13 protein-coding genes and 1 pseudogene are annotated in these 11,792 nt (G+C 68.2%); 5 read left to right on the forward strand and 9 right to left on the reverse strand.

The window, feature by feature from the left end:
• Nucleotides 1-240: pseudogene (locus ACN675_RS24825) on the reverse strand (hypothetical protein); the annotation flags it as partial.
• Between the two features lie 152 nt (nt 241-392).
• Between ACN675_RS24825 and ACN675_RS24830 the strand changes: the two are divergent.
• Nucleotides 393-1,781 carry a DUF349 domain-containing protein gene (locus ACN675_RS24830; RefSeq protein ID WP_420753372.1) on the forward strand — a complete coding sequence of 463 codons (1,389 nt, stop codon included), beginning with the start codon at nt 393-395 and terminating at the stop codon, nt 1,779-1,781.
• 109 nt (nt 1,782-1,890) lie between these two features.
• Here the strand turns inward: ACN675_RS24830 and ACN675_RS24835 are convergent, their stop codons facing one another.
• Together ACN675_RS24835 and miaB are read right to left on the reverse strand one after the other, a co-directional pair.
• Nucleotides 1,891-2,496, reverse strand: a complete 606-nt coding sequence (locus ACN675_RS24835; RefSeq protein ID WP_420753373.1) for a hypothetical protein — start codon at nt 2,494-2,496, stop codon at nt 1,891-1,893.
• Entirely contained in the window at nt 2,493-4,031 is a 1,539-nt protein-coding gene (miaB, locus tag ACN675_RS24840) for a tRNA (N6-isopentenyl adenosine(37)-C2)-methylthiotransferase MiaB (protein WP_420753374.1), read from the reverse strand. Before miaB ends, ACN675_RS24835 begins: the two co-directional genes overlap by 4 nt.
• 193 nt (nt 4,032-4,224) lie before the next feature.
• Between miaB and gluA the strand changes: the two genes are divergently transcribed.
• The 4 genes from gluA (at nt 4,225) to ACN675_RS24860 (ending at nt 7,516) form a co-directional block, all read left to right on the forward strand.
• Nucleotides 4,225-4,953 carry a glutamate ABC transporter ATP-binding protein GluA gene (gene gluA, locus ACN675_RS24845; protein ID WP_420753382.1) on the forward strand — a complete coding sequence of 243 codons (729 nt, stop codon included), beginning with the start codon at nt 4,225-4,227 and terminating at the stop codon, nt 4,951-4,953.
• 31 nt (nt 4,954-4,984) lie between these two features.
• A complete protein-coding gene (locus ACN675_RS24850; protein ID WP_420753375.1) occupies nt 4,985-5,818 on the forward strand; it encodes a glutamate ABC transporter substrate-binding protein in 834 nt (277 codons plus the stop codon).
• A gap of 112 nt (nt 5,819-5,930) precedes the next feature.
• On the forward strand, nt 5,931-6,611 hold the full coding sequence (locus ACN675_RS24855; protein WP_420753376.1) for an amino acid ABC transporter permease: 681 nt from the start codon (nt 5,931-5,933) through the stop codon (nt 6,609-6,611).
• On the forward strand, nt 6,608-7,516 hold the full coding sequence (locus tag ACN675_RS24860; protein WP_420753377.1) for an amino acid ABC transporter permease: 909 nt from the start codon (nt 6,608-6,610) through the stop codon (nt 7,514-7,516). The genes ACN675_RS24855 and ACN675_RS24860 overlap by 4 nt, the downstream gene beginning before the upstream one ends.
• A 91-nt stretch (nt 7,517-7,607) precedes the next feature.
• On the opposite strand, the gene ACN675_RS24865 is transcribed toward ACN675_RS24860, so the two are convergent.
• The 6 genes from ACN675_RS24865 to ACN675_RS24890 all read right to left on the reverse strand — a co-directional run.
• Nucleotides 7,608-7,925: a hypothetical protein gene (locus tag ACN675_RS24865; RefSeq protein WP_420753378.1), complete on the reverse strand. Its 318-nt coding sequence runs from the start codon at nt 7,923-7,925 to the stop codon at nt 7,608-7,610.
• Nucleotides 7,926-8,387: 462 nt separating this feature from the next.
• Complete coding sequence (recX, locus tag ACN675_RS24870) at nt 8,388-8,996, reverse strand: recombination regulator RecX (RefSeq protein ID WP_420753379.1); 609 nt, start codon at nt 8,994-8,996, stop codon at nt 8,388-8,390.
• Between the two features lie 10 nt (nt 8,997-9,006).
• On the reverse strand, nt 9,007-9,666 hold the full coding sequence (locus tag ACN675_RS24875; RefSeq protein WP_420753380.1) for a GDSL-type esterase/lipase family protein: 660 nt from the start codon (nt 9,664-9,666) through the stop codon (nt 9,007-9,009).
• Between the two features lie 57 nt (nt 9,667-9,723).
• Nucleotides 9,724-10,761: a recombinase RecA gene (recA, locus tag ACN675_RS24880; protein ID WP_197252591.1), complete on the reverse strand. Its 1,038-nt coding sequence runs from the start codon at nt 10,759-10,761 to the stop codon at nt 9,724-9,726.
• 189 nt (nt 10,762-10,950) lie between these two features.
• On the reverse strand, nt 10,951-11,145 hold the full coding sequence (locus ACN675_RS24885) for a DUF3046 domain-containing protein (protein ID WP_197252590.1): 195 nt from the start codon (nt 11,143-11,145) through the stop codon (nt 10,951-10,953).
• Between the two features lie 67 nt (nt 11,146-11,212).
• Nucleotides 11,213-11,792 (reverse strand): glycosyltransferase (locus ACN675_RS24890; RefSeq protein WP_420753381.1); only part of this gene is annotated, 580 nt, incomplete at its 5' end.

Raw genomic sequence — 11,792 nt, forward strand, 5'->3', positions numbered from 1 at the left:
ATCGGGGCCGAGGCCGACACGCACGTCCGCGCCGTAGCCGCGGAACGTGCCGGTCGCCGTCGCCGCGATCCGTTCGACGTCCCGGCCGGTCCCGACGACGACCCACTCGGTGCAGTCCCCGATCTCGGAGACGGCGGCGAGCGCGGCGCTGCGCAGCTCGTCGGTCTCGTTCGCGGCGAGGCCGTTCAGCTCGGGCACGAGGAGGGGCGGGGACGGCACGAATACCGCAGCGGTCAGCACACGAGCCACGGTAGTCGACCGGACCGGGCGCCCCGCGAGGGCGCGACCTGTTTCAATAGTGGGCGGACGTCGTCGCGGAGGCACCCGCGGCGGACCTACGGATGAGCCATGCGACCAGGCAGCCGTGCCGCGCGGCAGAGATGAGGACCCCGATGACCGACCCCAACGCACAGGACGCGAGCGCAACTCGAGAATCCGGTGCCGTGCCGGCACCCGCGGCCCCGAAGCCGGCGCCCACGCCCGGTGCGCCGCGCCCCGGCGCGGAGCACACCCCGAAACCGCATCCGGTGCCCTCGCACGTGCATGCGGCGACGCCGACGGTGCCCGCGAGCGACCCGAGTCTGTTCGGCCGGGTCGACGAGGACGGCACCGCATGGGTGGTGACCTCCGCGGGTGAACGGTGCATCGGTTCGTGGCAGGCCGGAGACGCGGCCGAGGGTCTCGCGCACTTCGGGCGCCGCTTCGACGATCTCGCGACCGAGGTCGCGATCCTCGAGTCCCGGCTCGCGTCGGGTTCCGGCGACGCGAAGAAGACGCGAGCCGCCGCGGAGGCGCTGGCGGAGTCGCTGCCGACCGCCGCGGTGATCGGCGACCTCGACGGTCTGGCCGCGCGGCTTGCGACGATCGTCGCGGACTCGGAGAAGGCCGCGACGGCCGCCAAGCACGAGAAGGAGCACCAGCGGGCGGAGAACACCGCCCGCAAGGAGGCGCTCGCCGCGGAAGCGGAACAGATCGGCGCCGAGTCCACCCAGTGGAAGGCCGCCGGCGACCGGTTGCGGGAGATCCTCGAGGAGTGGAAGTCCATCCGGGGCGTGGACCGCAAGGTCGACGACGCGCTGTGGCGGCGCTACTCGAAGGCCCGCGAGGCGTTCAACCGTCGCCGCGGTGCGCACTTCGCCGAACTCGACCGTGAACGAGCCGCCGCGAAGGCCCGCAAGGAGGAACTCGTCGCGCGCGCCGAGGCGCTGCAGGATTCCACCGATTGGGGTGCGACCGCCGCGGCGTTCCGGGATCTGCTCACGGAGTGGAAGGCTGCCGGGCGCGCGCCCCGCGAGGCGGACGACCAGCTGTGGAAGCGTTTCAAGGGTGCGCAGGACGTGTTCTTCGCCGCCCGCAACGCCGCGAGCGCCGAGCGGGACGCGGAGTTCGAGGAGAACGCGCGGGCGAAGGAGGCGTTGCTCGACGCCGCCTCGATCGATCCGTCCGGCGACATCGACCTCGCCCGCGCGCAGCTGCGGGAACTGCAGGACAAGTGGGAGCAGATCGGCAAGGTTCCCCGCGAGCGGATGCACGATCTGGAGTCCCGCCTGCGGGCGATCGAGAAGCGGGTGCACGAAGCCGCCGAGTCCGAATGGCGCCGCACCGACCCCGAAGCCCTGGCCCGTGCCGCGCAGTTCCGGGAGCGGGTGCGTCAGTTCGAGGAGCAGGCTGCGAAGGCGACCGCGGCCGGACGCGCGAAGGACGCGGAGAAGGCACTCGCGCAGGCTCAGCAGTGGCGCGAATGGGCCGACGCGGCCGAGGGTGCCATCGGCGAGCGCTGACCGGAGTCACAGACGGAAAACCCCGCGTCACCGGAGTCGGTGACGCGGGGTTTTCCGTGTTGCGGGGTTTCCGTGCCGATGTCGAAGCTGATGTCGAACCGCGGGTCGGTCACGGGTTGTCGTCGGTGCCGGACAGTCCCTTGCGTTCCCTCTCGGCCCTGCGTTCCTCCTCGGCGGCGGCCTCGCGCAGCTCCGCTTCCGCCGCGAGCTGCAGCGAGGTGCGCGCCCACACGACCCTCGTCCAGTGGAAGGTCAGCAGCATGACCGCGAACCATCCGAGGACGAGGCCGATGCCCGGCCCGGCGGCCGTCGAGCCGACGGGCAGCGTCTGCCGGGTCCAGATCGACAGCATGCCGAAGACGATGGAGACGGCGGATCCGGCCAGGGCCAGCCACGCGAGCACCCACTTGCGGGTGAGCAACGCCAGGATCGAGCACACCCCGCCGAAGACCAGTGCCAGCCACACGAAGATGCGTGACGGCAGCGCGATGTCCTCGGCGACGGCGTCCTGCCCGAACGACAGGATCTCCCAGGCGTTGGCGGCTCCCGCGTGCGGCAGGCTGAAGGAGCCGAGCAGTATCAGAACGCCGACGGCGACGACGACCGCCCGCGCGCCGGGATCGATCTCGCTCGCGATCTTGCGTTCGGCCTGTTCGAGGTCCCCGAGGACTTCGTCCATCGGGTCGTCCGCGCCGTCGTTCGGTGCGGCGCTCATGCGTCACATCCCATCTGTGTCGGAAGGGGTTCGGGAACCCCGATCTTCGGCAGTCCCAGTCCCACGCCGATCGGCGGGGTCTTGGGCATACGTCCTTGTTCGAAGTGGTCGCCCGCCCGGGTGCGGCGGTGCGTCAGGATCGGGGTGTCGGCGACCAGGTGGTGCGGGGCCGCGTCGCTGACGACGATCGTGACGATGTCGCCGGGACGCACCGCACCGTCGGTGTTCCCCTCGGGGCGGAAGTGCACCAGCCGGCCGTCGCGGGCGCGGCCGCTCATACGGGCGGTCTCGGCGTCCTTGCGGCCTTCCCCGGCGGCCACCAGCAACTCGACCTCGGTGCCGACGAGCTTGCGGTTCTCCTCGAGGGTGATCCGTTCCTGCAGCGCGATCAGGCGCTCGTAGCGTTCCTGCACGACCGCCTTGGGAAGCTGGCCGTCCATCTCCGCGGCCGGGGTACCCGGACGCTTCGAGTACTGGAAGGTGAAGGCGCTGGTGAACCGGGCCTTTTCCACGACGTCGAGGGTTTCCTGGAAGTCCTCTTCGGTTTCGCCGGGGAATCCGACGATGATGTCGGTGGTGATCGCCGCGTGCGGCATCGCGGCGCGCACCCGTTCGATGATCCCGAGGAACTTCTCCTTGCGGTACGAGCGCCGCATCGCGCGCAGAATCCGGTCGCTGCCGGACTGCAGCGGCATGTGCAGCTGGGGGCACACGTTGGGGGTCTGCGCCATGGCGTCGATCACGTCGTCGGTGAACTCCGCCGGATGCGGCGACGTGAACCGGACGCGCTCGAGTCCCTCGATCTGCCCGCACGCGCGCAGCAGCGCGGCGAACGCGCCGCGGTCGCGGGGCTGGTCCGGATCGGCGAAGGAGCGGCCGTACGAGTTCACGTTCTGGCCGAGCAGCGTCACCTCCAGCACGCCCTCGTCGACGAGTGCCTGGACCTCGGCGAGGATGTCGCCGGGACGCCGGTCGACCTCCTTGCCGCGCAGCGACGGCACGATGCAGAAGGTGCACGTGTTGTTGCAGCCGACGGAGATCGACACCCACCCGGCGTAGGCGGACTCACGCTTGGCCGGCAGGGTCGACGGGAACGCATCGAGCGACTCGAGGATCTCCACCTCGGCCTTGCGGTTGTGCCGCGCGCGGTCGAGCAGCGCGGGCAGGTTGCCGATGTTGTGGGTGCCGAACACCACGTCGACCCAGGGCGCCTTCTTCACGACGATGTCGCGGTCCTTCTGGGCGAGGCAGCCGCCGACCGCGATCTGCATGTCCGGGTTCTCGTCCTTGACCGGACGCAGGTGGCTCAGGTTGCCGTACAGCTTGTTGTCGGCGTTCTCCCGCACCGCGCAGGTGTTGAAGACGACCAGGTCGGGCGAGCCACCCGGGGCGACCTTCGCGAAGCCCGCCTCCTCCAGCAGACCGGACAGCCGCTCCGAATCGTGCACGTTCATCTGGCAGCCGTACGTGCGAACTTCGTACGTTCGGGCGTCGGCCGGGGAGTCGGAGATGGTTTCATCGTCGATCAATGACACGTCTCAGGGTAGCTCAGGCCCAGAACCGTGCCGTATCTGCCCTGGTCGGGCCGCAGCCCGTACCCGTGTCGCAAAAGTTCCGTTTCCTGCCGCGCGTCGTGCCGCAAAATCCGGTCGTGGGTGCCTGCCACCGCATAGGGTCCTGGACATGGCACCAGAGGCTGTCGATATGGAGAAGACCTCCACGCCGTCGATGATCTCGATGGCGAACGTGAACAAATATTTCGGGTCCCTGCACGTGCTGCAGAACATCGATCTGGAGATCCCGCGCGGCCAGGTGGTGATCGTGCTGGGGCCGTCGGGTTCCGGCAAGTCCACCCTGTGCCGCACCATCAACCGGCTCGAACCGATCGATTCCGGGCGGATCGAGGTCGACGGCAAGGTCCTGCCCGCGGAGGGCAAGGCACTCGCCGCCTTGCGTGCCGACGTGGGCATGGTGTTCCAGTCGTTCAACCTGTTCGCCCACAAGACGATCCTCGACAACGTGATGCTCGCGCCGCTGAAGGTCCGCAGGAAGAAGAAGGCCGAGGCGAAGAAGGATGCGCTCGCGCTGCTCGAGCGGGTCGGCATCGCCAATCAGGCCGAGAAGTATCCGGCCCAACTGTCCGGCGGCCAGCAGCAGCGCGTCGCCATCGCCCGCGCCCTGGCGATGAACCCCAAGGTGATGCTGTTCGACGAGCCCACCTCCGCGCTGGACCCCGAGATGGTCCAGGAGGTGCTCGACGTGATGACCTCCCTCGCGAAGGAGGGCATGACCATGCTCGTCGTCACCCACGAGATGGGTTTCGCCCGCAAGGCCGGCGACCGCGTGCTGTTCATGGCGGACGGGCAGATCGTCGAGGACACCGACCCGAACACCTTCTTCACCGCCCCGAAGTCCGATCGCGCGAAGGACTTCCTCGGCAAGATCCTCAGCCACTGACCCGTCAGCCCGATCACTGGAGGTAGTCCGAATGAAACTGTCCCGCACCGTCCGCCTGGGCCTCGGCGCGCTCGCCGTTGCGCTCGCCGCCACCGCGTGTGGCGGCGAGGAGCAGAGAAGCGCCCTCGAGTCCGCCGAGGCCGGGAATCTGACGATCGGCATCAAGTTCGACCAGCCGGGGCTCGGACAGCGCAACCCGGACGGTACCTTCAGCGGTTTCGACGTCGACGTGGCGAAGTACGTCGCCGGTCAGCTCGGCGTGACCGAGGAAAACATCACGTTCAAGGAAGCGCCGTCCGCGCAGCGTGAGACGCTCATCCAGAACGGTGAGGTCGACTACATCGTCGGCACGTACTCGATCACCGACAGCCGCAAGGAGAAGGTGGACTTCGCCGGTCCGTACTTCATCGCCGGCCAGTCACTGTTGGTGCGGTCCGACAACACCGACATCACGGGCCCCGAGTCGCTGAACAACAACAAGAAGTTGTGCTCGGTGAAGGGTTCGACCCCCGCCCAGAACGTCAAGGAGAACTTCGCCCAGCAGGTGCAGCTGCAGGAGGTCGACACCTATTCGGCGTGTGTGGAGCTGCTCCGCAACGGCAGCGTCGATGCGCTGACCACCGACGACATCATCCTCGCGGGATACGCGGCTCAATACCCGGGCGAGCTCAAGGTCGTCGGTGAGCCGTTCACGACCGAGCGCTACGGCATCGGTTTGGCCAAGGGCGACGAGGCGTCCCGCACCGCGATCAACGATGCCATCACCGAGATGATCGCGAGCGGCGCGTGGCAGGCATCCTTCGATGCGAACTTCGGTGGGTCCGGCTACCAGCCCTCACCCGAGAACCCGCCGACCGTCGAGTGACCCACGGGTCCGGCCGGTCCCACGGAATCGAGGACCGGCCGGACCGGTGACGACCGTTCCCGGCCCCGCCGAGGGCACTGCCCGGCATCGATCCGAGCCCTGGAGCTGATCTGTGGACCTGTTGAACAAGTACGGCAGCCAACTACTCGACGCGTTCTGGACGACCATCCAGCTGACCGTGTTGTCCGCGATCTGTGCGCTCGTCCTCGGGACGATCCTCGCCGCGATGCGGGTGTCGCCGATTCCGGTGGCACGCGCGTTCGCGGCCGCGTACGTGACGATCTTCCGCAACACCCCGCTCACGCTGATCATCATCTTCTGCCTGTTCGGCCTGTCCCAGGTCCTCGGCGTGAATCTGGCGCCTCAGTCGTCGCCGACGTTCATCATCGACAACAATTTCCGTCTGGCGGTACTCGGGCTGAGCGTCTACACCGCGTCGTTCGTGTGCGAATCTCTGCGCTCGGGTATCAACACCGTCCACGTCGGCCAATCCGAGGCGGGGCGGTCGCTGGGGTTGACGTTCATTCAGAATCTGCGGCTGATCGTGCTTCCCCAGGCGTTTCGCGCGGTCATCGCGCCGCTCGGCAGTGTCTTGATCGCGCTGACGAAGAACACCACGATCGCGTCCGTGATCGGCGTGGCGGAAGCATCACTGCTGATGTCGGAGATGATCGAGACCGAAGCGGCGATCTTCCTCGTCGGTGGCATCTTCGCCCTCGGCTTCGTCATCCTCACCCTCCCGATGGGCCTGCTGTTCGGCTGGCTCGGAAAGCGCTACGAGGTGGCACGATGAGCGCCCGCGCAACCGTCCTCTACGACGCCCCCGGCCCGCGGGCCCGAGCGACCTACCATGCGATCTCCGCGCTGGTCGTGATCCTGCTCGTCGCCGCCGGATACGTCGTGTACCGCGCGCTCGACGACAAGGGACAGCTCACCGCAGCCAAGTGGGAGCCGTTCCTCGAGTCCACATCGTGGACCACCTACCTGCTCCCCGGCATTCGGGGCACCTTGATCGCCGCGGCACTGTCCATCGTGCTCGCGCTGATCCTCGGTTTCATCCTCGGCATCGGCCGCCTCTCGGATCACCGCCCTGTGCGCATGGTGTGCGGGTTCGTCGTCGAACTGTTCCGCGCCGTGCCGGTGCTGATCCTGATGATCTTCATGTATCAGCTCTTCGCCGAGTACCGGGTGTTCAAGTCCTCGTATCTTGCGCTGGCCGCGGTGGTCACCGGCCTGACCCTGTACAACGGGTCGGTGATCGCCGAACTGGTCCGCGCCGGCATCCGGTCGCTTCCCCGCGGGCAAACCGAGGCGGCGAGCGCCCTGGGTATGCGCAAGAACCAGGTCATGCGCCTGATCCTGCTTCCGCAGGCCGTCACGGTGATGCTGCCGGCGATCATCTCGCAGATGGTGGTGGCGCTGAAGGATTCGGCGCTCGGGTACCTCATCGGCTACGTCGAGGTCGTACGCTCGGGCCAGCAGCTCGGCGCGTTCTACGGTAACTATCTGCCGTCGCTACTGGTGGTCGCCGCGATCATGATCGTGCTGAACAGTTCGCTGACGGTACTGGCCACCCGGGTCGAGAAGCAGCTGCGGGCCGGTCGCCGCAAGAAGGGCGCCGTAACACCCGAAGAGCCGCAAACCATCCCGGTGATGGCGGTTCCCGGCATGGACATCACCGGCGAGCAGAAGCCGTGACATCGGAACGCGAACCGTGTGGCGGTCCCCTGTACTCACTGTCGGGACCGCCACACCGCGTCGCGTCACGGCTGCAACGACCGGACCGTTCTCATCCGGGCTGCGATTCGATTCCCGCGTGGATCGCCGCAACGGTGTATTCCGGGCAGAACACGAACGACGCTCCCTCACCGGGTCGCATCCATCGCGGAGCCACCCTGGTGACGGTCCGGCCGTCTATCGCGGTGCAGGTGACGACAGCCCGGAACTGGCCACCGCCACCGAAGCACGTGGCGGTGGCACCCATGTCGATCGTGCGATACGTGCAGTCGGTCGGCCACCCCGCCGCCGACGCCTGACCCCCGAACGCGAGGCCGCATCCCAGTGCGAGCGCTGCTCCCCACGCGAATACCCGACTCTTATCGATCATCCGAAAATCCCCCCGATCTTCAGTTCTTCAGATTCACACCGGCATCCGAGGCGTACTCGACGCCCTGGCAGTATGCGATGGATTGCCGGCCCGGCGACGTCCATACCCCATAGCGATAGACGGTGGTCCCGCGCTCGGCATCGCGGCAGACCGCAACCGCCTGGAACTGCCCACTTCCGGTCGAACAATGCGTCGAAGTCGCTTTCCCCGAAGGGGATACAAGCGATTGACATCCCCCTGGCATAGCGGAGCCGACTCCGCCTCCGGCGGTGAGACCACCGATGATCCCCGCTGCCAGCACGGCCGAAACCGCCACGCCGCGCCGAACTTTCGACTGCACGAAATTTCCCCCCGATCTCGATTCAGTTTGGCATCGACGACTGAATCACACGCGACGCGTCACCACAAGTTCCTACCGCCGCGACCGTGTCGGCACCGGGCGGACACCAGGGACCCGCAATCTCAGCCGTTCTCGAAACCGTCTGCGTCCGATCCGAATTCGGCGAGTTCACTGCGCACCACGTCGAACGCCATGCCCTGGGAATAGCCTCGTCGCGCCAGCATGCCGACCAGCCGGCGCACGAGCCTGTCCCGCTCGGCAGCGATCTCGCGTCGATCACCCTCGGTCGGCAGCGGCGGTTGGGTGCGCAGTTTCTTGCGTACGAGTTCGACGGCGCGCTCGCGTTCGTCGTCGCTGTCGATCTGGTCCAGCGCCTCCGCGGCGTCCTGCTGCCCGATTCCTTTGCGGCGCAGTTCGAGTGCGATCGCGCGTTTGCCCTTGCCGGCGTACAGGTGCCGGGACCGGACCCACTGCTGCGCGAAGTCCGCGTCGTCGACCAGGCCCACCGCGGCGAGCCGGTCGAGGGTGCGCTCGGTGATCTCCGCCGTGAACCCCTTCTCCGCGAGCTTCGTGGCCAGTTCGGCACGGCTGCGTGCCCGGTCGGTCAGCAGCCGCAGGCACACGTCCTTGGCCTGCGCCTCCGTGCCCCCTCCGGGTTCCGGGCGCGGACCTCGACGGCCCCGCCCGGACGAGGGGGCCGAGTGCGGGTCCGGAGTCGTGGGATCGTCCATGTCCGGCACATTAGCGGGCCCCACCGACAGCGGCGGCCGAGCGGATCCACGTGATCCACGCGCCCTGCACGACGTCGGCGAGGTCGCGGTATCCCTGCGCGGACGGGTGCGCCCCGTCCCCCGCCGCCGCTTCCCGGATCCACGCGGTGTCGCCGTGGAGGTGCTCGAAGACCGGGCAGTACGGTACGTTCCGCTCGGCACACACCTCGGCGAACAGTCCGTCGAGGCGCCGGGTGCGTGCATTCTGCTGCTCGTCGGCAACCGGTGGCGGACCGACGACGAACACCGGCCAGCCACACGCGCGGGCGTGGTCGAGGATCGCGGTGAGGTTGGTCACCGAATCCGCGGGCTGCACCCGCGTCGAATCCCCTTGCTGCGCCGGGTCGTCCAGCAACGTCGTGTCGTTGACACCGAACGAGAGGACCAGGCGATTGTCGCACCCGTCCGGGAAGCGACAGCGGGCCTCGTCGAGCCAGCGGGCACGGACATCGGCGGTCGTGTCGCGGCGGACACCGAGGTTGTAGACGGTGAAGTCGACGTCACCGAGCGCCGGCCGGGCGTGTTCGGCGAGCAGACCGGCCCAGCCGCGGTGCGCGGGGTCACCGACTCCCGCGACGAACGAATCACCGAAGAAACACAATCGAATCGGCCGCGCGGTCATGGCGGCCATGATGCCAGGGTGGCGGGCCCGGTCGTCGACCGAGCCCACCACCCGACGCAGGGTGCGTCAGAAGTCCGCAGCTTCCTCGGCCTCGTCGGTGACGACGGCGCCGATACCGAGCTTCTCCTTGATCTTCTTCTCGATCTCGTCGCGGATGTCGGTGTTCTCGAGCAGGAACTTGCGCGCGTTCTCCTTGCCCTGGCCGAGTTGGTCGCCCTCGTAGGTGTACCAGGATCCGGACTTGCGGACGATGCCCTGCTCGACACCCATGTCGATGAGCGAGCCCTCCTTGGAGATGCCCTGACCGTAGAGGATGTCGAACTCGGCCTGCTTGAACGGCGGCGAAACCTTGTTCTTGACGACCTTGACGCGGGTGCGGTTACCGACGGCGTCGCCGCCGTCCTTGAGCGTCTCGATCCGCCGCACGTCCAGTCGGACGGAGGCGTAGAACTTCAGAGCCTTACCGCCCGTGGTGGTTTCGGGCGAGCCGAACATGACGCCGATCTTCTCGCGCAGCTGGTTGATGAAGATCGCGGTGGTGCCGGAGTTGTTGAGGGCACCGGTCATCTTACGCAACGCCTGGCTCATGAGGCGGGCCTGCAGACCGACGTGGCTGTCGCCCATCTCGCCCTCGATCTCGGCGCGCGGCACGAGCGCCGCGACCGAGTCGACCACGATGATGTCGAGCGCGCCGGAGCGGATCAGCATGTCCGCGATCTCGAGTGCCTGCTCACCGGTGTCCGGCTGGGACACCAGCAGCGCGTCGGTGTCGACACCGAGCTTGCGGGCGTACTCCGGGTCGAGCGCGTGCTCGGCGTCGATGAACGCGGCGATGCCGCCGTTGGCCTGTGCGTTGGCCACCGCGTGCAGCGCGACCGTCGTCTTACCGGAGGATTCCGGACCGTAGATCTCGACCACGCGGCCGCGCGGCAGACCGCCGATACCGAGTGCGACGTCGAGCGCGATCGATCCCGTCGGAATCACCGCGATCGGCTGGTGGGCCTCCTCCCCCAGTCGCATCACGGAGCCCTTGCCGAAGCTCTTGTCGATCTGCGCGAGGGCGAGCTCGAGCGCCTTCTCGCGGTCGTGTGCCTGTGCTGCCATCGTGGTCCCCTTCATCGAATCTCGTCTTGTTGTCGACGACGTTAGAGCCCGGTACCGACAAGTTCGTCGTGGCGACCGGTGAGCCACCGGATCTGTGGACGGATCCGGCGCCTGTGGACAACTACGCCACCGTGCACGACACCAGCATAGGCGAACAATTGTTCGAACGATGCGTTCCAGCTCGTCGCGTCACCGGCGTGAGGGCGGCACGTCGAACTCCTCGCACATGGCCCGCCACACCTCTCGCGGCTCCTGACCTGCTTCGATCGCCTCGGCCGGGGTGAGACCGCCGAGCGAGAGAATCACGTGGTCGCGGAGCAACGCGTCGCCGTGGAGCTGCCCGAATTCGATCCGGACGAGCTCGTGGAATTCCGTCAATCGCACCCCGTCCACGGTAGTGGGCGCCGGTCGGTCGCGTCGAAACGGTGGGGTGCTCAGGCAGGTGGGTTGCTCAGGAAGTGGCCACGGTCCGGCAGACCTGCACCGGATCCTCGACCCGGTTCGCGGTCGCCGCGGCACTGCGGGCGGCCGCGGCGAAACGCTTCTCGCTCAGGATCGTCTCGACCGCGGTGAGCACCGCCACGGGGTCGAGCGGCCGCACCACCAGCGCGCTGCCCTGCCGGGCGGCCCGGTTGGCCAGTTCCCACTGGTCGCCGCCCCCGGGCACGATCACCGCGGGCACTCCGGCACTCAGCGCCTTCGCGAGCATCCCGTGACCGCCGCCGCACACCACCACGTCGGCCTGCTCGAGCAGGAGATCCTGGCGGCCCCGGCCCGCGACCGCCCAGTCCGGCAGTTCCCCGTCGGCTCCGTCGAGCATGGTCGCCGCTACCCGCATCCCGGTTCCGTCCAGCGCGGTGCACACGGCGTCGAGCATGCCCACGACACCGGTGGTCGCCGTGGACGGAGCCACCATCACCAGCGGGCCGGTGCCGGGCGGCGGGGTCAGCACGGTCTCGGTCGGTTCCCACAGCAGCGGGCCGATCAGATGCGCGTTCGCGGGCCAGTCGGGTCGGGGCACCTCGAGCGCC

It is taken from the genome of Rhodococcus sp. O3 (assembly GCF_048897285.1).
Classification (GTDB): Bacteria; Actinomycetota; Actinomycetes; order Mycobacteriales; family Mycobacteriaceae; genus Rhodococcus.

What these genes read in the sequence shown, in the direction of transcription:
- recA (WP_197252591.1), bottom strand. Translation starts at nt 10,761, where the DNA reads ATGGCAGCACAGGCACACGACCGCGAGAAGGCGCTCGAGCTCGCCCTC.
- gluA (WP_420753382.1), top strand. Translation starts at nt 4,225, where the DNA reads ATGATCTCGATGGCGAACGTGAACAAATATTTCGGGTCCCTGCACGTG.
- ACN675_RS24875 (WP_420753380.1), bottom strand. Translation starts at nt 9,666, where the DNA reads ATGGCCGCCATGACCGCGCGGCCGATTCGATTGTGTTTCTTCGGTGAT.
- ACN675_RS24865 (WP_420753378.1), bottom strand. Translation starts at nt 7,925, where the DNA reads ATGATCGATAAGAGTCGGGTATTCGCGTGGGGAGCAGCGCTCGCACTG.
- ACN675_RS24830 (WP_420753372.1), top strand. Translation starts at nt 393, where the DNA reads ATGACCGACCCCAACGCACAGGACGCGAGCGCAACTCGAGAATCCGGT.
- ACN675_RS24860 (WP_420753377.1), top strand. Translation starts at nt 6,608, where the DNA reads ATGAGCGCCCGCGCAACCGTCCTCTACGACGCCCCCGGCCCGCGGGCC.
- recX (WP_420753379.1), bottom strand. Translation starts at nt 8,996, where the DNA reads ATGGACGATCCCACGACTCCGGACCCGCACTCGGCCCCCTCGTCCGGG.
- ACN675_RS24835 (WP_420753373.1), bottom strand. Translation starts at nt 2,496, where the DNA reads ATGAGCGCCGCACCGAACGACGGCGCGGACGACCCGATGGACGAAGTC.
- ACN675_RS24850 (WP_420753375.1), top strand. Translation starts at nt 4,985, where the DNA reads ATGAAACTGTCCCGCACCGTCCGCCTGGGCCTCGGCGCGCTCGCCGTT.